This is a genomic window from Bradyrhizobium sp. LLZ17 (genome assembly GCF_041200145.1).
Classification (GTDB): Bacteria; Pseudomonadota; Alphaproteobacteria; order Rhizobiales; family Xanthobacteraceae; genus Bradyrhizobium.
Genome location: NZ_CP165734.1, coordinates 2,121,765 through 2,143,562, shown reverse-complemented (window position 1 = coordinate 2,143,562; position 21,798 = coordinate 2,121,765). Strand labels below are relative to the sequence as shown.

Here is a 21,798-nt window from a genome sequence, read left to right as displayed (position 1 = left end):
GAGCCTTCGCAAGAATGCTTCGCGCGCCTCTTCGCCTCCCGCTGTTTATTCTGGAAGAGGCGATGACTGTCACACTTCACGTCTGCATCACCTGCCGCGCCGGCGAGACGCCCGCAGAGGGCGAAGCTACCCCGGGCAAGCGGCTGCACGGTGCGATCCTTGATGCCGGTGTCCCGGACGGCGTCAATGTGGTTCCCGTCGAATGCCTGTCGGCCTGCAGCCAAGGTTGTTCCGTCGCGCTCAGCGCGCCGGGCCGCTGGTCCTACGTCTATGGGCGCCTGTCGGAGGTGCATGCAGGCGATGTGATCGCAGGTGCCGCAGCCTATGCCGGGGCGCCCGACGGTATCGTGCCCTGGCGCAGTCGTCCCGAGATCTTCCGCAAGCAATCGCTTGCCCGCATTCCCCCCATCGTGATCGTGCCCGAGGCCGCAGAATGATGACGCTCGCAAAAGTTCCGGTCACGGTGGTCACGGGCTTTCTCGGCTCCGGCAAGACGACGCTGATCCAGCATCTCCTCGCAAACCCCATCGGCAAGAAGCTCGCCGTGCTCGTCAACGAGTTCGGCAGCCAAGGCGTCGACGGCGACATCCTTAAATCTTGCGCCGATGCCAATTGTCCGGAAGAAAACATCATCGAGCTCGCCAATGGCTGCATCTGCTGCACCGTGGCTGACGATTTCATACCGACCATGGAGAAGTTGCTGGCGCGGCCGGTCAGGCCCGATCACATTCTGATCGAGACGTCCGGGCTTGCGTTGCCGAAGCCGCTGCTCAAGGCGTTCGACTGGCCGGAGATCCGCTCGCGCATCACGGTCGACGGCGTGATCGCGCTCGCCGATGCCGAAGCCGTTGCCGCCGGCCGTTTCGCGCCGGATCCGATTGCGGTCGAAGCGCAGCGCGCGGCCGACGGAAGTCTTGACCACGAGACGCCGCTGTCGGAAGTGTTCGAGGACCAGATCGCCTGCGCGGACATCGTGCTGCTGACCAAGGCGGATCTTGCCGGCGCCGCAGGGCTCGAAGTCGCCAAGGCCGCGATCACCGCCGAGATGTCGCGCCGCGTGCCGATGCTGCCAGTCACCGATGGCGCGATCGACGCGCGCGTCATCCTCGGTCTCGGCGCTGCGGCCGAGAATGATCTCGCCGCACGCCCCTCGCATCATGACGGAGAGGAAGAGCACGAGCACGACGATTTTGCTTCCGTCGTGATCGATCTTCCGGAGGTGAGGGATATCGATGCGCTGGTCGCTTCGGTCCAGCGTCTCGCGCGTGAGCAGAACGTGCTGCGCGCCAAGGGCTATATCGCGGTCGCGGGCAAGCCGATGCGCCTGCTGCTGCAAGCAGTCGGCGAACGCGTGCGCCACCAATTCGACAAGCCGTGGGGCGCGGGTATCAGGCAGTCAAAACTCGTCGTGATCGGCGAGCACGGCGATATTGACGAAGTCGCGATTAGAGCGGGACTTAATATCTGATGCACGTCGTCTTCCGCGAGAGCCGCGGTCTCGAGGAGACCGCAACGCCAAGAGACATCGGCCAGGACCCGGCCGGTCTCGTGGTGCTCTCGTTCTCGGATTCCGATCTTGCGGCGTTTGCGGCTGGCTGGCGACGCGGCCGCGACAGCCTGCCGTCGCTTCGGCTGGCCAATCTCGCGGAGCTTCGTCACCCGCTCTCGGTCGACACCTATGTTGAGCGCACGCTGTCGCAGGCGCGGGGCATCCTGGTGCGCCTGATCGGCGGGGAGTCCTATTGGGCCTATGGCCTTGCCGCTCTGCATCAGCTGGCGAAGGATCGCAACATCGCGCTGGCGGTGCTGCCGGCCGATGGCCGTGACGATACGCGGCTGGATGCGTACTCGACCTTGCCGGTCTCGACGCTGCGGCGGCTGATGGTGCTCTGCGACACCGGCGGCCCGGTCGCAGCGCAAGCCGCGATCGCGCAGCTCGCGCTCGCCTCGGGCCTCTACGCCGGTCCGGTCGTCGGCGAGATGACCGTGCCCGAGATGGGCTTTTACGATCCCGCGCGTGGTGTGATTGTCGCGCCGTCAGACGGCGACGGCAGGCCACGCGCGCTGGTGACCTTCTATCGGTCCTATCTCGCCGCCGCGGACACCGGCCCTGTCGACGCCCTGATCGCGGCGCTGCGCGAGAAGGGGTTTCACGCCTATGGTGTGTTCGTCACCTCGCTGAAGGCTGTGGGCGTCGCGGATTGGCTGCGGGCTTACCTCGCGCAAAATCCGCCGGCCGCGATCGTCAATGCGACGGCGTTCTCGGCCATGGGCGACGATGGCACGACGCCATTCGATGCCGCACCGTGCCCCGTGTTCCAGGTCGCGCTCTCCACGGCGCGGCGCGAGGACTGGGCGGCGTCGCTGCGCGGCCTGTCGCCCGGCGACCTCGCCATGCATGTGGTGCTGCCCGAGATTGACGGCCGCCTGTTCGCGGGTGTTGTGAGTTTCAAGTCAGCGGCGGATCGTGATCCCGATTTGCAGTTTTCACATCTCGCGCACAGGCCCGATGCGGAGCGCGTGACTGCTGTCGCCGCGCGCGTTGCGGCGTGGCGGCTGCTCGCGGAGAAGCCGGCCAGCGAGAAGCGGCTGGCGATCGTGCTCTCGAACTATCCGGGTCGCCCGCACCAGATCGCGCATGCGGTTGGGCTCGATGCGCTCGCGTCGGTCGAGGCCTTTGTGTCCGATCTCGGCGAGGCCGGCTTCGACGTCGAGCCGGTCCGCGCGCTCGGCGAGAGCTTGCCGAGGCAGCACCTGGCCTGGAGCATCGCCGATTATCGCGTGGCGCTCTCGCGCCTTCCGCCAGCTTTGCAGGAGGGCCTCGCGCAAGCCTGGGGGCGCCAGAGAGCGATCCGAGTTGCCGCAACGGCGCATTCCAATTCGCCGCGATCCAATGCGGCCGATCGATCATCGCGGTTCAGCCCGAGCGCGGCGAGGGGACTACGCGCGCCGCCGATTATCACGATCTCGCCCGCACGCCGCGCCATGCCTATGTCGCGTTCCATCTGTGGCTCCGCGCGCAGGCGATTGACGCTGTCGTGCACATGGGCGCGCACGGCACGCTGGAATGGCTGCCGGGTAAATCCGTTGCGCTGTCACCGAGCTGCTGGCCGGAAGCCCTGGCCGGCGATCTGCCGATCATCTATCCTTTCATCGTCAACGATCCCGGCGAGGCCGCGCAGGCCAAGCGGCGGATCGCTGCCGTCACGATCGGTCACCTGCCGCCGCCGCTCGCAGCATCCGCGGTCCCTGAAGGCTTGCGCCGGCTCGAACAGCTCCTCGACGAATATTCGACCGCTGATGGTCTTGATCCCGCCCGACGCCAGCGCCTGATCGCCGCGATCCGCGACGAGGCGCGCGCGGCAGGCCTCGAAGACGATCTCGGCCTCAATGCCTCGGCTGCGCCGGCCGAAGCGATCCCGCGGATCGATCGCTTCGTCTGCGACCTCAAGGAAAGCCAGTTCGGCGATGGCCTGCATGTGTTCGGCCGAGGTATCTGCGGAGAGCCCGAGCGGGATGCTCTGCTTGCTGCGCTCGCGGGCAAACGGATCGTGCCCGGGCCGTCAGGCTCTCCTTACCGGGGGCGCCTGGACGTGCTGCCCACCGGGCGCAATCTCTTTGCCGTCGACCCGCGCGCGGTGCCGACGCCGTCGGCGCAGGCGCAGGGAATCAAGCTCGCGGAAGAGTTGCTGCGTCGTCATCTGCAGGATCACGGCGACTGGCCGAAAGGCCTCGTCGTCGATCTCTGGGGCTCGGCGACAATGCGTACGGCCGGCGAAGAGTTTGCGATGGCGCTGCATCTGGCCGGCCTCGCGCCGCGCTGGGATCATGCCTTCGGTCGAGTCACAGGCTACGACATCATCGTGCCGGCCGAACTCGGCCGTCCCCGCATTGACGTCACGCTGCGCGTCTCGGGTCTGTTCCGCGACGTCTTCTCCGGTCTCGCGCAATTGTTCGAGGCGGCGGCTGAGGCGCTTGCGGCGCGCGATGAGGAGGGCGATGAAAATCCGTACCGCCATCGCGTATCGCGCGTGTTCGCGCCGCGTCCGGGGCAATATGGCGTTGGCCTTTCGGCGATCTCGGATGCTTTCACGGCCGAGACACGCGACGCGGCCGGTGAGGCCTGGCTGTCGGCGTCGTCCTGGGCGTTCTCGGCCGATGGCGAGATCAAGCCGGATCGTGCCGGCATCGAGGCGCGGCTCGCATCTGCCGACGCCTTCGTCCACGTCCAGGACTTGCCGGAAACAGATCTGCTGCTCGCGGCCGATTACGCGGCGCATGAAGCGGGTATTGCTGCCGCTGCCGCAAGGCTCGGCGAGGGCGTGCCATCGCTTTATCATCTCGATACGACCAGGCCGGAGCAGCCGCATGCCCGCACGCTGACCGAGGAAATCTCCCGCGTGGTCCGCGCGCGCGCTGCCAACCCCGCGTGGATCACCGGCATGATGCGCCACGGTTTTCGCGGCGCCGCCGAGATTACTGCGACGCTTGAGCATATGGCAGCCTTCGCGCATCTAGCCGGCGCCGTGCCGCCGCATCTGTTCGATCTCTACTTCGATGCGACGCTCGGCCATGACGACGTCCGCGCCTTCATGGCGCGCGAGAATCCAGCGGCGCTCGCTGCTATCGAGACGTGCTTCACGCGCCTGCACGAAGCCTCGCTCTGGCGAACGCGCCGCAATTCGATCGCGGCGGCGCTGCGGGAGGCCTCATGAGTGGCGTCGCGGTCAAGGGCTGGTGTCCCGGCGCGCTGCGACCGATGCAATCGGGCGACGGGCTTGTCGTCCGCGTGCGCCCGTTCGGCGGACGGCTGGATGCGGCGCAGATCACCGGACTTGCGCATCTCGCTGAGCGCCACGGCAACGGCCTGATCGACGTGACCAGCCGCGCCAATCTCCAGATCAGGGGCGTCAGCGAGATCAGCCATGGGCTGCTGCTGGACGGCCTTGCCGAACTGGCGTTGCTTGATCCGGATCCTGACACAGAATCCCGTCGCAACATTCTGGTGACGCCATTCTGGCGCACCGGTGACGAAACCCAATCGCTCGCCGCCGAGCTCGAGGAGGCGCTTTCCGATAGCGCGCTCGACCTGCCGACCAAATTCGGCTTCGCCATCGATGACGGGAGCTCGCGCGTTCTTGCCGGCGATTCCGCAGACGTGCGGATCGAGCGTGACCAGACCGGCGGACTTTTGATAAGGGCCGATGGTGCGAAACACGGCCGCCCCGTTCCGCGTGGACAGGCCGTGAGCACTGCGCTCGCGCTCGCAGATTGGTTCGTCCGCTCCGGCGGAGCGAGCGACGGACGAAGGCGCATGGCGGCGCATCTCGCCGCCGGCGCCGTGTTGCCCGAAAGCTTGCGCGGTGAGAGCGCGCCGGCGCCGATCATGGCGGCTGCGCGTCCCGGGCTCTATCCGCAGGGTGCGATGCTTGGTGTGGCCTTCGGACAATTGTCACATGAAACGCTCGAGCAGCTCGCCGCCTGCGGACATGCGCTGCGTATGACGCCATGGCGGATGGTTTTGAGCGAAAGCACGCGCGTGATGCCGAATGCGACCGGCCTGATCACCGAGGCCTGCGATCCTGCGCTGCGTGTCATCGCCTGTAGCGGTGCGCCACGCTGTCGCGAGGCACATGCCGATACGCGCGGCCTTGCCGCGGCCCTCGCTCCGAACATAGGTGCGGCGTCACGGCTTCATGTCTCCGGCTGCGCCAAGGGCTGCGCCCATTCCGGTGCGGCCGCGATTACCTTGGTTGCGACCCGCGCTGGATTCGATCTGGTGCGCGGTGGGTCCACGCGCGATGCGCCCATCCTGCGCGGGTTGAATCGCGACGATATCGTCCGCGATCCCTCCATCCTGATGGGAGGGGCACTGATGCCTCATCTCTATGAGACCGACGGCGAGGCGATTTATCGCCAGTCCTTTGCCACTATCCGTGCCGAGGCCGATCTTGCGCGCTTTGGGCCGGACGAGGAGCAGGTCGTGGTCCGAATGATCCACGCCGCCGGCATGGTCGGACTGGAGGCGCATATCCGCTTCACGCCGGGGATGGCGACCGCAGCGCGCGCCGCCTTGCAGAAGGGTGTGCCGATCCTGTGTGACGCGCGCATGGTCTCGGAGGGAATTACGCGCGCGCGACTCCCGCGGCCAACGCCGTGATCTGCACGCTCGGCGACGAAACCGTTCCCGCGCTCGCCGAATCCATGCGCACCACGCGCTCGGCTGCCGCGCTTGAGTTATGGCGGCCGCATCTTGATGGTGCGATCGTCGCGATCGGCAATGCGCCGACCGCGCTGTTTCATCTTCTGAACATGCTGGAGGACCGTGACTGCCCGCGCCCGGCCGCGATCATCGGCTGCCCCGTGGGTTTTGTCGGTGCTGCCGAATCCAAGGCTGCGCTGATGGCCGATCCGCCGGTGCCGGCACTGACCGTCGCGGGCCGCCTCGGCGGTTCCGCGATCACCGTTGCCGCCGTGAATGCGTTGGCGAGCCGGAGCGAATAGCGATGGGACGCATCATCTGTTGCGGTCTCGGCCCCGGCGATCCTGATATGATGAGCGTGCGCGCCGATCGCATCGTGCGCGGCGCAGGGCATGTCGCTTTTTTCCGCAAGAAGGGCCGGCCCGGTCAGGCACGCCGGATTGTCGACGGCATGCTTGCAGCAGATGTCACCGAATACCCGATGGAATATCCGGTCACGACCGAGATCGCATTCGACAGCCCGGAATATGTCCAGTTGCTCGGCGGCTTCTATGACGAATGGGCCGAGCGGCTGGCGCGGCTGGCGCGCGCGGTCGACGTCATCGTGCTCTGCGAGGGCGATCCTTACTTTTACGGCTCCTTCATGCATCTGCACACGCGCCTGCAAAGCCGCGTCGAGATCGAGGTGATCGCGGGCATTCCCGGCATGGTCGGCTGCTGGAATGGGGTGGGACAGCCGATCGCGCTCGGCGACGACGTGACGACCGTGCTGATGGGCACGCTGACCGAGGATGAGCTCGAACGCCGCATGCGCGACTCCGATGCGCTGGTCATCATGAAGACCGGCCGCAACCTGCAGAAGGTGCGCCGTGCACTCGGGTCGGCCGGCCGCCTGGACGATGCCTGGCTGGTCGAGCGCGGCACCATGCCCGGTGAGCGCGTGGTGCGGCTTGCCCAGGTCGATGCCGCCGAGTGTCCTTATTTCGCGATCGTGCTGGTCCACGGCAAGGGCCGGCATCCGGACGCCGCCGAATGACGGGCACGCTGACCATCGCCGGCCTCGGGCCGGGCAGCGACGCGCTGGTGACGCCGGAGGTCTCTGCTGCGCTTGCAGCCGCGACCGACATTCTGGGCTATGCGCCTTATGTCTCGCGCGTGTCGCCGCGGGCCGGGCTGACCTTGCATCCATCCGACAACCGCGAGGAGTTGCAGCGCGCGCGGGAAGCCTTGCGGCTTGCCGCGGAGGGCGCCCAGGTTGTCGTCGTCTCCTCCGGCGATCCCGGCGTGTTCGCGATGGCCTCAGCGGTGTTCGAGGCGCTCGAACAGGCGCCGCAATGGCAGAAGCTGCTGATCCGGGTGCTGCCGGGCGTCACTGCGATGCTGGCCGCGGCCGCGCGCGCCGGCGCGCCGCTCGGTCATGATTTTTGCGCGATCAATCTCTCGGACAATTTGAAGCCGTGGGCGGTGATCGAGAAGCGCCTGCGACTCGCGGCCGAAGCCGATTTTGCCATTGCGCTGTACAATCCGCGCTCGGCGAACCGGCCAGAAGGATTCGGGCGCGCGCTCGCGGTGCTGAAACAGGCAGGCTGCGGCGAGCGCCTCGTGATTTTCGCGCGTGCGGTCAGCGCGCCTGACGAGAAGATCGAAACCGTGACGCTGAACCAAGCGACGCCCGAGATGGCCGACATGCGCACTTTGGTGATCGTCGGCAACTCGCAGACGCGCCGCGTCGGACGTTGGATTTATGCGCCGAGGCAGGTCCGATGACCGAGCCACTGCATGATCTCGGCCACGCTCTCAACCCGCAACCGATCGGGCAGCGACGGTCGCGAGATGATGATCACGGGCAGGCCGAGCGTGCGGGCCGCATCGATCTTGGCGCGGGCGCCGTCGCCACCAGAATTGCGAGCCACGACCCAATCTATGTGGCGTGCACGCATCATCTTCAGTTCGCCATCAAGCGTGAATGGTCCGCGCGACACGACCACATCCGCCGCGAAGGGCAGAGGCGCGTCTGGCGGATCGACGAATCTCAGCGTGTAGGCATGCTGCGGTTTGCCCGCGAACGGTGCGATGTGCTGGCGGCCGATGGCGAGGAAGACCTGGGCGGGCGGGTCCGGCAGTGCGGCCGCCGCGCAATTGACGTCGTGGACCTCGATCCAGTTGTCACCGGGCGTCCTGGTCCAGGGCGCGCGCTCAAGCGCGATCAGCGGCGTACCGGTTTCCGCACACGCCGCGACCGCGTTGCGGCTCATCTCGGCGGCGAAAGGATGCGTCGCGTCGATGACGTGCGTGATGCCTTCGTGACGGATGTAGTCGGCAAGCCCGTTCACCCCGCCAAAACCGCCGATGCGGGTCGGCAGCGGCTGGTCGGCGGGCACACGCGTGCGGCCGCCATACGAATAGACGGCCTCGATGCCCGCGCGCGCAACCGCTGCTGCAAGCAAGCTCGCGTCAGTGGTTCCGCCCAGGATGAGGGCGCGCGTCATGGTTGATCCCTGGCTGACGATCATCGGCATCGGCGAAGATGGCCTTGCCGGGCTGTCTGACGCAAGCCGAAAGGCGCTGGTTGACGCCGAAACTGTCTTTGGCGGTGAGCGTCATCTTGCGCTTGCAGGCGTGACCAGCCGTGGCCGACCGTGGCCGATTCCGTTCGATGCAGAAATCGTGCTGAGCTGCCGCGACAGGCCAACGGTAGTGCTCGCCTCCGGCGATCCGTTCTGGCATGGCGTGGGCGCAAGCCTTGCCGAGAAGCTTGGTGGCGACGAATGGATCGCGTATCCGGGCCCTTCGACCTTCTCGCTCGTCGCTGCGCGGCTTGGCTGGCGTCTCGAATCGGTCGCGTGCCTTGGACTTCACGCCGCGCCGTTCGAGCGCCTGGTTCCGCATCTGGCGAAAAATGCACGGGTCATCTGTCTGATGCGTGACGCAGCGGCGGTCGGCGATCTTGCGAAATGGCTGACGCAACGAAGATGGGGCGCTTCAATCTTATGGACGCTCGCTGCCCTTGGCGGCCCACGTGAATACATCGACCAGCATCGCGCCGAGCTCTTTGCTGATGATTCTGACGAAAAACTGGTTGCGGTAGCGCTGCTGGCGAGGGGAACTCAGGGCATCCCCCGCAACTCGGGACTGCCGGACGATCTCTTCGCCCATGATGGTCAGATCACCAAGCGGCCTGTGCGCGCGCTTGCGCTCTCGGCGCTGGCGCCGCGCCCCGGCGAGCGGCTGTGGGACATCGGCGCCGGCGCGGGCTCGATCTCGGTCGAGTGGGCGCTGTGCGGCGGCGCCGCGATTGCCGTCGAATCGCGCGAAGATCGCGCCGCGAACATCCGCAGCAACGCTGCAACCTTCGGGTTGACGCATCGGATCAATGTGGTCGCGGGAAAGGCACCCGAGGCTCTCGTTGACTTGGAAGCGCCAGATGCCGTCTTCATCGGTGGCGGCCTCGACCTCACGATGTTCGACGCCGTGTGGTCGCGTCTTGTGTCCGGCACGCGGCTTGTTGCGCATGCCGTGACGCTGGAGACGGAAGCGCTGCTCGGCGAATTGCATCAGCGCCATGGCGGCGAACTGATGCGGGTCGAGATTTCGCATGCCGCTCCGCTCGGTCGCTATCGGTCCTGGGAGGCAGCGCGGCCGGTGGTGCAATGGAGTACGGTCCGATGAAGGTCGCCGGTCTCGGGTTCAGGCGCGACGCCACGCTCGCGTCGCTGCGTGAAGCGCTTGTGGCGGCCGGCGGTCCCGCGGGCGTTGCGGCTCTCGCGACCGTCAGCGAGAAGGCCGATGCCGAGGCGCTGAAATTACTCGCGCGGGAATGCGGCGTGCCCATCAAGGCGGTTTTAGCCGATGTCCTGGCCGGCATCGACACGCCGACCCGATCAGAACGCATCACCGAAGCGTTCGGCACGGGCTCGGTTGCCGAGGCTGCGGCGCTCGCGGCAGCTGGTCCGCACGCGCGGCTGCTTTCGACGCGGGCGATCTCGCAGGATCGGACCGCCACCGCGGCCATCGCGGAAGGAGACGGCGCATGACGGTGCATTTCATCGGCGCGGGACCGGGTGCTCCCGACTTGCTGACGTTGCGCGGCCGCGACCTGATCGCGACCTCTCCGGTCTGCCTCTATGCCGGTTCGCTTGTGCCGGAGGGCGTGCTCGCGCATTGCCCGCCGGGCGCGAGGATCGTCAACACCGCGCCGCTGTCGCTCGATGAGATCATCGCGGAGATCGCCGGCGCGGATGCTGAGGGCAGGGACGTCGCGCGGCTGCATTCCGGCGATCTCTCGATCTGGTCGGCGATGGGCGAGCAACTCCGTCGGCTGCGCGCGCTTGGAATTCCCTTTACAGTAACACCCGGCGTGCCGTCCTTCTCCGCCGCTGCGGCTGCACTCGAAGCCGAGCTGACGCTGCCGGGCCTTGCACAGACCGTAGTCCTCACGCGGACCCCGGGCCGCGCCAGCGCAATGCCCGAAGGCGAAAAGCTTGCCGCCTTCGCCGCCACCGGCGCGGTGCTCGCCATCCATCTGTCGATCCATCTGCTCGACAAGGTCATTGCCGAACTCACGCCGCATTATGGCGCGGACTGCCCGGTCGCGATCGTCTGGCGCGCGAGCTGGCCGGATCAGCGCGTCGTCCGTGCGACGCTGGCAGCGCTCGATGCCGCCGTCGGTGCGGAGCTCGAACGTACGGCGCTCATCCTGGTCGGCAAGACGCTCGGCTCGGCGGACTTTTCCGAGAGCCGGCTTTATGCGGCCGATTATGATCGCCGCTACCGGCCCATCGGCGCCGAGCCCCGTTTTCCGGAGGCGTCGTGATGCCGGCAGGCCTCGTCATTTCCGCACCGGCTTCAGGGGTCGGCAAGACCACGCTGACCTTGGCGCTCGCGCGTGCCTGGCACAATCGCGGACTGAAGGTACAATGTCTCAAGAGCGGCCCTGACTATATCGATCCAGCCTTCCATGCCGCAGCTACCGGGCGTGCCTCCGTCAACGTCGACAGCTGGGCAATGGATCGCGTGACGATCGAACATCTCGTCAGCCGCGCTGTCGATGCCGATGTCGTGCTTGCGGAAGGCTCCATGGGCCTGTTCGACGGAGTCGCTGCACGCGGCGTCAGCGGCAACGGTGCTACGGCCGATATTGCGGAGATGCTGGGCTGGCCGGTGCTGCTGGTGATCGATCCGTCCGGGCAGGCGCAGACCGCGGCGGCAATTGCCGCGGGCCTTCGCGACTACCGCGCCGGCCTGCGTCTTGCCGGCGTCGTGCTCAACCGCGTCGCGAGCCCTCGTCATGAGGACCTTGTGCGTCGTGCGCTTGCCGATGTCGGCATTGCCGTGTTCGGCGCGCTGCCGCGCCATGCCGAGATCAGCCTGCCGAAGCGGCACCTCGGCCTGGTGCAGGCCGAGGAGCAGGCCGAGATCGGCAGTCTGATCGACGAAGCCGCGCGTTTTGTCGCCGAACATGTCGACCTCGATGCCGTGCTGCGATCGGCCGCCACGTGGTCGCCGCGGCCTGCGGGGAACGGCCTGCACGTGACGCCGCCCGGCCAGCGCATCGCGCTCGCCCGCGATGCCGCGTTCTCCTTCGTCTATCCGCACATGCTGGAAGGCTGGCGTGCCGCCGGCGCCGAGATTTTGACGTTCTCGCCACTTGCCGATGAAGCGCCCGACACGAGCGCCGATGTGTGCTGGCTGCCCGGCGGCTACCCGGAGCTCCACGCCGGTCAACTCGCCGCCAACGCACGCTTCGCCGGCGGCTTGCGCGCTTTCGCCGCGACGAGTCCGGTGCACGGGGAGTGCGGAGGTTATATGGTGCTCGGCGCAGGCCTCACCGACGCAGACGGCGCGCGTCATGAGATGACGGGCCTGCTCGGCCTGGAGACGAGCTTTGCCAAACGCCGCATGCATCTGGGCTATCGATTGGCGGCGCTCGCCGCGCCGATGCCTGGACATCAAGCCGGCGCGCGCCTTCGCGGCCACGAATTCCACTATTCGACCATCCTGGCCCAACCCGATACGCCGCTGGCCGTCGTGCACGACGCAACCGGTGCGGTCATTGCCGAGACCGGCTCGCGCCGGGGACGAGCCACTGGGACGTTCTTTCATCTGATCGCGGAGGACCGGTGAGCGGCTTTGTCTCCTTCATCTCCGCCGGCCCCGGCGATCCCGAGCTGCTCACGCTGAAGGGCGCGGCACGGCTGCGGGAGGCCGACGTCGTGCTCTACGACGATCTCGCCTCCGGTGCGATCCTCGATCTCGCCCGGCCCGGCGCCAACCTCGTCGCGGTGGGCAAAAGAGCTGGCCTTCCTTCGACCAAGCAGCACCATGTTAATCGTCTCCTGGTCGACTATGCGGCGACCGGTATCCGTGTGGTCCGCTTGAAGTCGGGCGATGCCGGCATTTTTGGCCGGCTCGAGGAGGAGCTCGACACGCTGCGCGAAGCCGGCATCGGCTACGAGATCATTCCGGGTGTCACCTCGGCCTGCGTCGCGGCTGCGCACGCCGGCATTCCGCTGACCCGCCGCCACACCTCGCGCAGGGTGCAGTTCGTCACCGGCGCCGATGTCAGCGGCGAGCTACCGCAAAACCTCAACTGGGCTGCGTTGGCCGATCCCGAGGCGACGACCGTGGTCTATATGGGCCGCCGGACCTTTCCGGCGCTTGCCGCAAAACTGATCGAACATGGGCTGGCGCCAAACACCCCGGCACTGTTTGCCGAATCCCTCGGCCGCGCCGACGAGGGGCTGGTCCGCACCACCATTGCAGCGCTTGCCGAACAGCTTGCGCGGGGCGGGGCAGCCTCGACGGCGGCCGTCATCCTGTTCGGGGCGCTGGCGGAGGGCGGTCCGTGATGCTGACGCTTTCGCTGATAGGCATCGGCTGCGGCGATCCCGAGCAGCTCACGCGCGCGGCGATCGCTGCGATCAACGCGGCCGATCTCGTCCTGATTCCACGCAAAGGGGCCGCGAAATCCGATCTCGCCGACCTGCGGCGGACGATCTGCGCGGATGTGCTCACGAACGACAAGACGCGCATCGCGGAGTTTGACCTGCCGCTACGCGATGCGGACGAGGCGGATTACCGCAAGGGCGTGGACGGTTGGCATGATGCGGTCGCAGCGACCTGGTCTCAGACGATCGCCGGCCACCTCGGCGGGGACGGCAAGGTTGCGCTGCTGATCTGGGGCGATCCCTCGCTCTACGATTCCTCGCTGCGCATTGCGCGGCGGCTCAATCCCTCACCGAAGATCGAGGTCGTGCCCGGCATCACGTCGATCCAGGCGCTGTGCGCCGCGCATGCGCTGCCGCTCAACGATATTGGCGAGCCCTTTCTGGTGACGACCGGCCGGCGGTTGCGCGAAGGCGGCTGGCCGCAGGGCACGGACACCGTTGTGGTGATGTTGGACGGCGGCACGGCATTCGAGTCGCTCGATCCGGCTGGCCTGCATATCTGGTGGGGCGCCTATCTCGGCATGCCCGATCAGATCCTCATGTCCGGCGCGCTTGCTGAAGCGGGCCCGCGCATCGTCGCCGCGCGGCATGACGCGCGCCAGCGGCATGGCTGGATCATGGACAGCTACATTCTCAAACGCAGGCCGTAGGCCAAGCGAGGCAGCATGCTCCCCGAATGGGTCTACCAAAACTGTCCAAACATCTCCGAGGTTCATCGCGACGCGGCGATTGCGCGACAGGCGCAACTGACGAAGCCGACCGGCTCGCTCGGCCGGCTCGAGCAACTCGCGATCGAACTCGCGGGCCTGCAAGCAACCGAACAACCCCGTGCCGCGCGTGTGCCGATCATCATCTTCGCCGGCGATCACGGTATCGTCGCGCAGGGCGTCTCGGCCTATCCGCAACCCGTCACCATCGCGATGATGGCGAATTTTGCCTCAGGCGGTGCAGCGATCTCGGTGCTGGCGCGTGAGCTGGGATCGAGCCTCGAGGTGGTCGACGCCGGCACGCTGGCGCTGGAGGAGATGGCGGGCATTGTCACCGACAAGCCGCGCAACGGCACCCGCGACTTCAGCATGGAAGCTGCGCTCGAACCTGCAGAGCTGGCATTTGCCTTCGAAGCCGGCCAGCGCGCGGTCGTCCGTGCGGGCGCGACCCAGCCAGATCTCTTGATCTTCGGCGAGATGGGCATCGGCAACACGACGGCGTCGGCGGCAATTGCGGCGGGCCTGCTCCGGGTGAGCGCTGAAGAAATCGCCGGCACCGGCACCGGTGTCGATGCCGCCGGCCGGGTGCACAAGGCCCGGGTGATCGATGCCGCGATTGCGCGTCATAGCGTTGCGGACAAATCGCCCGAAAAAATTCTTTGCGCCGTTGGCGGTCTTGAAATCGCAGCGATCTGCGGTGCGATCATCGCGCCGCGCAGCGCCGCATTCCGGTGCTGATCGACGGCTTTATCGTATCCGTCGCGGCGCTGGCCGCGGTGCGCCTGAATCCGGCGTGCCAACCGTTCCTGCTGCCGTCGCACCAGTCTGCGGAGCAGGGGCATCGGTTGGTGCTGCGCGCGCTGAACGTTCAGCCGCTCATCAGCCTTGATCTCAGGCTCGGGGAAGGATCGGGCGCGGCCATCGCGCTGCCACTGGTGCGGCTCGCGTGCAGCCTTCACAACGGCATGGCGACGTTCGCGCAGGCCAATGTGCCGGATCGTCCGGCCTGATCCGGCTCATGCCACGCACTGATTGACGCACATCACGCGCCAGCCTGTTGCGAGCCGATCGATCCGGGTCAGCGACAACGGATCGATCACGAAGCGCAGGGCCGCGTCCGGCGCCAGATCGAGCGCGATGCAGAGTGCAGCGCGAATGGTGCCTGAATGCACGACGAGCGTCGCTGGCCCGGCGCCAATCCGTGCGAGACCGAGCCGGACCCGCGCGACCTGATCCTCGAAGCTCACCGTTCGGCGGTCGCTGATGCGCGGGATCATTCCAGAACTGCGCATAGCTGTCACCGCCACTGGCCGCGAGTTCGTCATGCCGCCGGCCGGTCCAATCGCCAAAATCCTGCTCGCTGAATTCGCCCACGAGCGCCGGATCGAGCTTCAGCGCGCGGGCCGTCTCGACCGTGCGTCGCGACGGACTCGCATAGCTCGCGGCCTCTCGCGGCAGATACCGTTCTAGCGCGTCCAACTGCGCCCGGTCACTGAGATCAGCCGGCGCGTCGGGCGCGTGGATGGTGCCCCTGACGCCATTGACGACGGCATGACGGATCAGCCAGAGGAAGGTTTCGCCCTCCATACGAAAATCTCCTGGGAAAGTTGGTCGCTGTGGCAACGTCGCCGCAACAGGCACATTGACTCTGTCTTGATCGTAATCCTAGATGACCGTGACGGTTTCCCCGAGAGGGGGTGAAAAGGGAATGCGGTGCGGGGAAATTGTCCCCAATGCCGTAGCTGCCCCCGCAACTGTAAGCGGCGAATCCTTCGTCATCAGCCACTGGGCCCTCGGTCCCGGGAAGGCGACGAAGCGGTAATGACCCGCGAGCCAGGAGACCTGCCGTCAGCCGTGGTCACACGCGAAGATGTCGGTCGGGGAGTACAGACATTTGGCTTCATCGGAGGGCTGAACGGCCGAAGATGGGACCTTGGTTCGCTGTGACGTGCCACCGACGTCACACCGAGGTCCAAGACCATGTCTTCCGTCCGTCTTGCGCGACCGCGCGGCTTTTTGCTTGCGTCCGCCACGCTCACTTCGTTTGCCGCCATCGATATGCCCGCAGCCCTGGCGCAGCAGGCACGCGAGCAGCTGCCGCCGGTGGAGGTGACCTCGCCACAGTCCCGCAAGCCGGCCGGACGCGCAAGGCAGGCCGCACGCCGCGAGGCAGCGCGCAGGCCTGCGACCGCGCTGGCCGTGCCATCGGCAACCGCGCAGACGCCGCTCAACACCAATGCGGTGGCGCAAAGCGCCTCGCGTCTCGGCTTGACCGTGCGTGAAACGCCTGCGACCGTCGAGGTGATCTCGGCGGAAACAATGCGCGAGCAGGGCTACCGCACCGTCTCGGATGTCGCCCAGGGCGCGGTCGGCGTCACCGCGGGTGACAATCCGGCCGAGCCGTCAGCTTTCTCGATGCGCGGCTTCACCAACAGCCAGATCAACACGCTCTACAACGGCATCAAGATCGGCCCGCAGAACATGACATCGCGGGTCATGGATACGGCCAATCTGGAGGCCATCGAGATCTTGAAAGGCCCGGCCTCGCTGATGTCGGGCGAGGGCGCCAGCGGCGGCGCAATCAATTTCGTCACCAGGCAGCCGCACACCGGCCCAATCCGCAACGAGGCGGATGTCTCGTATGATCTGTTGAACTCGTTCCGTACACATTACGGCTCCGGCGGCAGCACCGACGTGCAGGGCCTCGACTACCGCTTCGACGTCAGCCGCTCGTCGCTCAACGGCTTCGCCGACGACACCAACACCAGGACGCTCGATGTCTCCGGCCAGCTCAACTACCACGTCTCCGACAGCCTCAAGGTCTGGGGCGCGATCGAGTATCGGGAGGATCGCGGAAGGGCGTATTGGGGTGCGCCGCTGGTGCCGGTCGCATTCAGCGGCTCGCATGCGACGGCTGGAATCGTCTCCGGCAGCTCTGTCTCGAATTTCAACGGAACGAATCTCGGACCGGTCACGATCGACGATCGCACCTCCAATACCAATTACAACGTCCTGGACAACCGCAACGTCGCGCAAGAAGTGTGGCTGCGTGGCGGCTTCGAGCTGAAGCTGGCGCCCGACCTGACGCTGAAGAGCCAGGCCTATGCTTATGGGGCGGAGCGCACATGGTTCAACAACGAGGTCGAGGCCTTCAACTCCACTTCGAACCTGGTCGATCGTGAGCGCTTCTATGTCGCGCACAGCCAGCGCCTCGTCGGCAATATCACGGACCTGACCTGGGATGCGAATATTGCGGGCCTCGACAATCGTCTGGTCACGACGCTTTCATCAAGCTATCTCGATTTTGTCAGGCCGGGCGCAGTCAACTTCCCCGACGATTCGGTCTCGCTGGTTGATCCACCTCGCGGCTATTATGGCCTGCTCACGACACAGCAGCAGACCGCGCGGATCGACAACGAGGCGCTGTCGTTCGAAGATCGCCTCAAGCTGACCCGCAGCTTTGCGCTGGTCGGCGGGTTGCGCGTCGAGCATATCGGCCTTGATCGCAACTCGACCGACGTGAATGGCCTGGAGAAGGCGAACTTCCCGTTCTCGAAATCCTGGGTCCCGACGACGGGACGTATTGGATACACCTGGGAGGCCGTACCCGGCCTGACCTTCTTCAGCCAATACGCCACCGGAGCCGACATCTCCGCCAATAACATCTTTCTGCTTAATCCGACCGATCCGCTCAACCTGACGACCTCGCGCACGTATGAGACCGGCGTCAAGCATCTGCTCTGGGACCAGCGGGCGGAGTGGTCGTTCTCGGCCTACGATATCCTGCGCAAAAACGTCTATGCGGCGGCCGGCGGCATGCAGCTTAACATTGCCGGGCGGCAGCAGTCGAAGGGCGTCGAGCTCGCCGCATCGGTGCGACCGATCGAGCCTTTGCGGCTGTGGGGCAACATTGCCTATGTCGATGCGCGTTACGCCGACTACAATTTCGTCGGTGGATCGTTCTCAGGCAATACGCCGCCGAACGTGCCGCGCATCGTCGCCAATGCTGGTGCGTCGTACCGCTTCCTGACGTCCTGGCCCGTTGAGTTCGGTATCGTCGGCCGCCATGTCGGTGATCGCTACAACACCGATGCCAACACGGTGACGCTGAACGCCTACACGGTGGGGGACATCTATGCTTTGGTCGATCTCCCCAAGACGGTGCTCTCTGCGGTCGACCAGGCTCGCCTGATCTTCCGGGTGCGCAACTTCACCGACAAGCGCTATGCGATCTGGGGCGATCCGTTCTATCCTGACCAGATATTGCTCGGCGTGCCGCGCACCTACGAAATTTCGGCGGCGTTCAAATGGTAAGGCATTGAACGCATGATGGGCGCGACCGTCCTCTCGCATCGCTGGCTCGGGATCGCGTTCGGCCTGCTGTTCGCGATGTGGTTTTCGACCGGCATCGTGATGCACTTCGTGCCGTTTCCGTCGTTGACGGAAGCGGAGCGCTTTGCCGGCCTGAGGCCGCTGGATCAAGCAGCGAGTGCGATGACAGTTGCCGATGCGCTGGCCGCAAGCGGCATCAGCGATGCCACGCGCGTGCGCCTGGTTCAGCGGAGCAAGGAGCGGGTCTATATCGTGTCGGGGCCCTCGCGACTGCGCGCGATCCACGCTACTGACGGGAATGATGCATCGGTGCGGTCGCCCGAGGTCGCGCTCACCATCGCGCGGACCTATGCGCGTCAACGCGGGCTCGATGCGGCGCGTGCGGCTGTCGTTGCACAAGCGGACTACGATCAATGGAGCGTTCCGAACGGCTTCGATCGCCACCGGCCTCTGTTTCGTGTGGCCCTCGGCGACCTCGCCGGAACGGAGGTCTACGTTTCATCTGCGACCGGCGAGGTCGTGCTGGATACCACACGGAGCGAGCGTGGATGGAATTTGGCCGGCAGCGTTTTGCACTGGATCTATCCGACGTCTCTCAGAAGCAATTGGGCGCTGTGGGACGGCGTGGTCTGGACGTTGTCGCTCCTGGCCTTGATCGCGGCGGTGCTGGGCGCGGTGCTTGGTTTTGTGCGGATCAGGATCTGCGGGCGGCAGATCTCATCGCCATACCTTGGCTGGCACGCCTTTCATCACGTCGTCGGTCTCTTCGCGACCACGTTCGTGCTGACCTGGATCTTCAGCGGTTGGCTCTCGATGGACCATGGCCGGCTATTCTCGCACGGCCAGTTGAGTCCGGCTGAGGCTGGCGTGATCAATGCTTCGCCGGACTGGACCGCAGCCGTATCGTTCGATCGCCGGCCCCTATCGCCGTCGGCTCGCGAGGTCGAGTGGTTTGCCTTCGGCGGCAGTCTCTATCGACGGGAGCGGATTGATCTCGGGGAGCAGGTTGTAATCCGGCCAGACGGTGGGGAGGCGCCGGTCATCAGCGCGCAGGCGATCGGAAACCTGATGACGCAGATCGCAACCGGCTGCGACGCACCGTCCGTGCTTGCGGCTGACGACGACTATCCCGCGCACTCCATCGTTCCGGGCGCGCCGGTCTACCGTTCCCGATGCGGTGCCCTCTGGTTCGACATCGATGGCGCAGACGGCAGCGTGTTGCAGAGGCTCGATCTGTCGCGGCGGGCTTACCGCTGGGCCTACAGCGCGCTGCACACATTCGACCTTCCAGCCCTCATGGCCCACCCCCACATCCGCGATGTCCTCATCGTGGGCCTCTGTGGGCTCGGGCTGGTGTTCTCGATCACCGGAATTGTGATCGGCTGGCGGCGGTTGCGTTTGTCTTTCGCCGGCCAGGAGGCCCGATCAAAACAAAAACCGCGAGAACAACCCCATGCACAGTAGCCGGTGACAGGGGAATCAACGGCTTACACAGGCCCCGGCGCGATGATTTGACTCGTCGGGCAAAACACCGCTACATTGCGACTATTCCGAAATTATAGCGCGGCCGCGCACTCACAGGAGGAACGGCAAGGTGGCAGGCGGCATTTCCATTCACGCGGTCGACGTGGCGAGCGGTCGACCCGCGCAGGGCCTGCGCGTCGAAATCTGGCGGATCGACCCGGATTTGGAGCGCATTGCCGACAGGCGGCTCGGCGCCAACGGCGTGCTCGATCATTCCATCGCGCAAGGCGCCGGTGTGACAGCGGGCGAGTATGAGGTGCTGTTTCATCTCGGCGAGTTCTTTGCAGAAACTGACGGCTTTCTCACCGTGACGCCGTTCCGCTTCCGCATCACGAACGTCGACGAGCATTTTCACCTGCCGCTGAAGTTCACCCGCTGGGGCTATTCGCTATTCCGCGGCGCCTGATCAGTTCGTCAATCGCCGCGACAACCCGGTCATGCGCTCCATGACTGCGACCAGCGCCACGGTGGCGATGATCAACACGCCCGACAACGCGGCAATGGTCACGTCGAGCTTGCCTTCGAGGTCCTGCCACATCCGGATCGGCAGCATGTCGGTTGCCGCATCCCGCAGGAACAACGACACCGGCACGTTGTCGAACGACGACATGAAGGCGATGAAGGCCCCCGCAATGATGCCCGGCCGGATCAGCGGCAGCACGATGCGGCGGAACGTGTAGAGGCGGCTGGCGCCGAGCACCGTCGAACTTTCGAGCAGGGTCGGCTCGAGCTGGGCCAGCGCCGCGACCGTGTTGCGCACAACATAGGGCACGCAGACCACGGTGTGGCCGATCACCAGCGTCAGCGGCGACACCGGCAGGCCGACGAGTGAGAACAGCATCAGGGCGGCGAGGCCAAAGGCGAGCGCGGGCAGCACCAGCGGCGACATGAAGAGGGAATCGAGCAGCCGCGCCGACAGCGTCGGCGAGCGCGAGATTGCCAGCGCGGCGGCAACGCCGAGCACGACGGACAGGCCCGTCGCCCACAGCGCCACGATGAGGCTGTTCTTGGCCGCGAAGTGCAGCTGCCAGGCGTCCCAGAGCTCGGCGTACCAGCGCAGCGAATAACCGGGCGGCGGGAATTTCAACGAGAAACCGCTGGTGAATGAGACGATCAATACGACGAGCGAGGGCGCGATGATCAGGATCAGCGCGATCAGGGCGATCACGGTCATGACGAATTCGAAGCTGATCGCCTCCAGGGTGCGCTTACGCCCGCTCATCACGCCCCTCCATAGCCGCGCGACAGGCGGCCGAGCGTGGTGAAGACTGAGACGACCGCGAGCACGGCGAGCAGGAAGATGATCGAGATCGCCGATGCAAACGGCCAGTTCTGCAGCGTGGAAGCCTGCTGATAGAGATACATCGGCATGAACAGCATCTGGCCGCCGCCGATCAGCGACTGGGTGATGAAGGCCGTAATCGCGGCGGCGTAAGTCAGCGTGCATCCGGCGATCACGCCGGGCAGCGACAGCGGCAGGGTGATCCTGAAGAAGGTGCGCCAGCTGCCGGCGCCGAGCGAGCAGGAGGCGTCGTCGAGATTGGGATCGATGCGGCCGAGCGCGGTGATCAGCGGCAGCGTCATCAACGGCATCTGCACCTGCGCAAGCGCAATCACCACGCCGAACTCGGTATAGAGCAGCCGCAGCGGCTAATCGATCACGCCGAGCGATTGTAGTGTCGCATTGATAATGCCCTGGCGGCCGAGGATCACGATCCACGCGAAGGTGCGCACCACCACGCTGGTCAAGAGCGGCAGCAGCACGATCAGAATGATCACGGTCTGAAGCCGCGGCCCGACCCGCTGGTAGAGCCACGCAATGGGAAAGCCGAGCACGAGGCAGACGGCCGTCACCTCGGCGCCGAGCAGCAGCGTCGAGCCGAGCACGCCAAGGCTGAAGGGATCGGAGAGGAAATGCAGGTACTGGCCAAACCCCCAATGGAGCGCGGCGGTATCGTTGTGCAGCGAGAGCCAGACCAATTGCAGCAGCGGCGCCACGAAGAAGACAAGGAAGAACAGCGCCAGCGGCGCTGCCAATCCCATGCCGTAGGAGGTGACGTCGCGTGAGACCGGTCCTGCGCCCATC

At 66.0% G+C, this 21,798-nt stretch carries 15 protein-coding genes, 6 pseudogenes and 1 riboswitch; of the genes and pseudogenes, 17 read left to right on the top strand and 4 right to left on the bottom strand.

Annotation, left to right across the window (positions count from 1 at the left end; translation table 11 throughout):
- The first annotated feature begins 62 nt into the window (after nt 1-62).
- From AB8Z38_RS10730 to cobJ, 7 genes and pseudogenes are all read left to right on the top strand, one after another.
- On the top strand, nt 63-437 hold the full coding sequence (locus tag AB8Z38_RS10730) for a DUF1636 family protein (protein WP_369724890.1): 375 nt from the start codon (nt 63-65) through the stop codon (nt 435-437).
- Nucleotides 434-1,468 carry a cobalamin biosynthesis protein CobW gene (gene cobW, locus AB8Z38_RS10725; RefSeq protein ID WP_369724888.1) on the top strand — a complete coding sequence of 345 codons (1,035 nt, stop codon included), beginning with the start codon at nt 434-436 and terminating at the stop codon, nt 1,466-1,468. Before AB8Z38_RS10730 ends, cobW begins: the two co-directional genes overlap by 4 nt.
- Nucleotides 1,468-4,715, top strand: a pseudogene (cobN, locus tag AB8Z38_RS10720) (cobaltochelatase subunit CobN). The gene cobW and the pseudogene cobN overlap by 1 nt, the downstream one beginning before the upstream one ends.
- Nucleotides 4,712-5,761 (top strand): annotated as a pseudogene (cobG, locus tag AB8Z38_RS10715) (precorrin-3B synthase); the annotation flags it as partial. The pseudogenes cobN and cobG, both read left to right, overlap by 4 nt.
- 114 nt (nt 5,762-5,875) lie before the next feature.
- Nucleotides 5,876-6,504 (top strand): annotated as a pseudogene (locus AB8Z38_RS10710) (precorrin-8X methylmutase).
- A gap of 2 nt (nt 6,505-6,506) precedes the next feature.
- Nucleotides 6,507-7,238 (top strand): precorrin-2 C(20)-methyltransferase, encoded by a 732-nt coding sequence (locus AB8Z38_RS10705; protein WP_369724887.1) that lies wholly within the window; start codon nt 6,507-6,509, stop codon nt 7,236-7,238.
- The gene (cobJ, locus tag AB8Z38_RS10700; RefSeq protein ID WP_369724885.1) at nt 7,235-7,969 is read left to right on the top strand and encodes a precorrin-3B C(17)-methyltransferase; all 735 of its coding nucleotides are present in this window, start codon (nt 7,235-7,237) and stop codon (nt 7,967-7,969) included. The genes AB8Z38_RS10705 and cobJ overlap by 4 nt, the downstream gene beginning before the upstream one ends.
- Here cobJ and AB8Z38_RS10695 read toward each other — a convergent pair.
- Nucleotides 7,945-8,691 (bottom strand): cobalt-precorrin-6A reductase, encoded by a 747-nt coding sequence (locus AB8Z38_RS10695; protein ID WP_369726466.1) that lies wholly within the window; start codon nt 8,689-8,691, stop codon nt 7,945-7,947. The two genes, cobJ and AB8Z38_RS10695, sit on opposite strands and share 25 nt — an antisense overlap.
- On the opposite strand from AB8Z38_RS10695, the gene cbiE reads away from it, so the two are divergent.
- From cbiE to cobT, 7 genes and pseudogenes are all read left to right on the top strand, one after another.
- On the top strand, nt 8,690-9,871 hold the full coding sequence (cbiE, locus tag AB8Z38_RS10690) for a precorrin-6y C5,15-methyltransferase (decarboxylating) subunit CbiE (RefSeq protein ID WP_369724883.1): 1,182 nt from the start codon (nt 8,690-8,692) through the stop codon (nt 9,869-9,871). The genes AB8Z38_RS10695 and cbiE overlap by 2 nt on opposite strands.
- The gene (locus AB8Z38_RS10685) at nt 9,868-10,236 is read left to right on the top strand and encodes a cobalamin biosynthesis protein (protein ID WP_369724881.1); all 369 of its coding nucleotides are present in this window, start codon (nt 9,868-9,870) and stop codon (nt 10,234-10,236) included. The genes cbiE and AB8Z38_RS10685 overlap by 4 nt, the downstream gene beginning before the upstream one ends.
- Nucleotides 10,233-11,015, top strand: a complete 783-nt coding sequence (gene cobM / locus AB8Z38_RS10680; protein WP_369724879.1) for a precorrin-4 C(11)-methyltransferase — start codon at nt 10,233-10,235, stop codon at nt 11,013-11,015. The genes AB8Z38_RS10685 and cobM overlap by 4 nt, the downstream gene beginning before the upstream one ends.
- Complete coding sequence (locus tag AB8Z38_RS10675; RefSeq protein WP_369724877.1) at nt 11,015-12,325, top strand: cobyrinate a,c-diamide synthase; 1,311 nt, start codon at nt 11,015-11,017, stop codon at nt 12,323-12,325. The genes cobM and AB8Z38_RS10675 overlap by 1 nt, the downstream gene beginning before the upstream one ends.
- Entirely contained in the window at nt 12,322-13,050 is a 729-nt protein-coding gene (cobA, locus tag AB8Z38_RS10670; protein ID WP_369724875.1) for a uroporphyrinogen-III C-methyltransferase, read from the top strand. The genes AB8Z38_RS10675 and cobA overlap by 4 nt, the downstream gene beginning before the upstream one ends.
- Complete coding sequence (gene cobF, locus AB8Z38_RS10665; protein ID WP_369726465.1) at nt 13,050-13,799, top strand: precorrin-6A synthase (deacetylating); 750 nt, start codon at nt 13,050-13,052, stop codon at nt 13,797-13,799. The genes cobA and cobF overlap by 1 nt, the downstream gene beginning before the upstream one ends.
- Nucleotides 13,800-13,814: 15 nt before the next feature.
- A pseudogene (gene cobT / locus AB8Z38_RS10660) lies at nt 13,815-14,866 on the top strand (nicotinate-nucleotide--dimethylbenzimidazole phosphoribosyltransferase).
- Nucleotides 14,867-14,872: 6 nt separating this feature from the next.
- On the opposite strand, the pseudogene AB8Z38_RS10655 reads toward cobT, so the two are convergent.
- A pseudogene (locus tag AB8Z38_RS10655) lies at nt 14,873-15,443 on the bottom strand (histidine phosphatase family protein).
- A 75-nt stretch (nt 15,444-15,518) separates the two neighbouring features.
- Nucleotides 15,519-15,721: riboswitch (cobalamin riboswitch) on the top strand.
- 115 nt (nt 15,722-15,836) lie between these two features.
- Here AB8Z38_RS10655 and AB8Z38_RS10650 point away from each other — a divergent pair.
- The 3 genes from AB8Z38_RS10650 (at nt 15,837) to AB8Z38_RS10640 (ending at nt 20,118) form a co-directional block, all read left to right on the top strand.
- Nucleotides 15,837-18,170, top strand: coding sequence for a TonB-dependent receptor (locus AB8Z38_RS10650; protein ID WP_369724874.1), 2,334 nt, complete (start codon nt 15,837-15,839; stop codon nt 18,168-18,170).
- Between the two features lie 12 nt (nt 18,171-18,182).
- The gene (locus AB8Z38_RS10645; protein ID WP_369724872.1) at nt 18,183-19,652 is read left to right on the top strand and encodes a PepSY domain-containing protein; all 1,470 of its coding nucleotides are present in this window, start codon (nt 18,183-18,185) and stop codon (nt 19,650-19,652) included.
- Between the two features lie 130 nt (nt 19,653-19,782).
- Nucleotides 19,783-20,118 carry a hydroxyisourate hydrolase gene (locus AB8Z38_RS10640; protein ID WP_369724870.1) on the top strand — a complete coding sequence of 112 codons (336 nt, stop codon included), beginning with the start codon at nt 19,783-19,785 and terminating at the stop codon, nt 20,116-20,118.
- Here the strand turns inward: AB8Z38_RS10640 and AB8Z38_RS10635 are convergent, their stop codons facing one another.
- Together AB8Z38_RS10635 and AB8Z38_RS10630 are read right to left on the bottom strand one after the other, a co-directional pair.
- A complete protein-coding gene (locus AB8Z38_RS10635) occupies nt 20,119-20,934 on the bottom strand; it encodes an ABC transporter permease (protein ID WP_369724868.1) in 816 nt (271 codons plus the stop codon). It abuts the gene before it with no gap.
- Nucleotides 20,934-21,797, bottom strand: a pseudogene (locus tag AB8Z38_RS10630) (ABC transporter permease). The gene AB8Z38_RS10635 and the pseudogene AB8Z38_RS10630 overlap by 1 nt, the downstream one beginning before the upstream one ends.
- Between the last annotated feature and the right edge of the window lies 1 nt (nt 21,798).

What these genes read in the sequence shown, in the direction of transcription:
- cbiE (WP_369724883.1), top strand. Translation starts at nt 8,690, where the DNA reads ATGGTTGATCCCTGGCTGACGATCATCGGCATCGGCGAAGATGGCCTT.
- AB8Z38_RS10705 (WP_369724887.1), top strand. Translation starts at nt 6,507, where the DNA reads ATGGGACGCATCATCTGTTGCGGTCTCGGCCCCGGCGATCCTGATATG.
- AB8Z38_RS10645 (WP_369724872.1), top strand. Translation starts at nt 18,183, where the DNA reads ATGATGGGCGCGACCGTCCTCTCGCATCGCTGGCTCGGGATCGCGTTC.
- cobF (WP_369726465.1), top strand. Translation starts at nt 13,050, where the DNA reads ATGCTGACGCTTTCGCTGATAGGCATCGGCTGCGGCGATCCCGAGCAG.
- cobM (WP_369724879.1), top strand. Translation starts at nt 10,233, where the DNA reads ATGACGGTGCATTTCATCGGCGCGGGACCGGGTGCTCCCGACTTGCTG.
- AB8Z38_RS10650 (WP_369724874.1), top strand. Translation starts at nt 15,837, where the DNA reads ATGTCTTCCGTCCGTCTTGCGCGACCGCGCGGCTTTTTGCTTGCGTCC.
- AB8Z38_RS10695 (WP_369726466.1), bottom strand. Translation starts at nt 8,691, where the DNA reads ATGACGCGCGCCCTCATCCTGGGCGGAACCACTGACGCGAGCTTGCTT.
- AB8Z38_RS10635 (WP_369724868.1), bottom strand. Translation starts at nt 20,934, where the DNA reads ATGAGCGGGCGTAAGCGCACCCTGGAGGCGATCAGCTTCGAATTCGTC.
- cobJ (WP_369724885.1), top strand. Translation starts at nt 7,235, where the DNA reads ATGACGGGCACGCTGACCATCGCCGGCCTCGGGCCGGGCAGCGACGCG.
- cobW (WP_369724888.1), top strand. Translation starts at nt 434, where the DNA reads ATGATGACGCTCGCAAAAGTTCCGGTCACGGTGGTCACGGGCTTTCTC.
- AB8Z38_RS10730 (WP_369724890.1), top strand. Translation starts at nt 63, where the DNA reads ATGACTGTCACACTTCACGTCTGCATCACCTGCCGCGCCGGCGAGACG.
- AB8Z38_RS10685 (WP_369724881.1), top strand. Translation starts at nt 9,868, where the DNA reads ATGAAGGTCGCCGGTCTCGGGTTCAGGCGCGACGCCACGCTCGCGTCG.
- AB8Z38_RS10675 (WP_369724877.1), top strand. Translation starts at nt 11,015, where the DNA reads ATGCCGGCAGGCCTCGTCATTTCCGCACCGGCTTCAGGGGTCGGCAAG.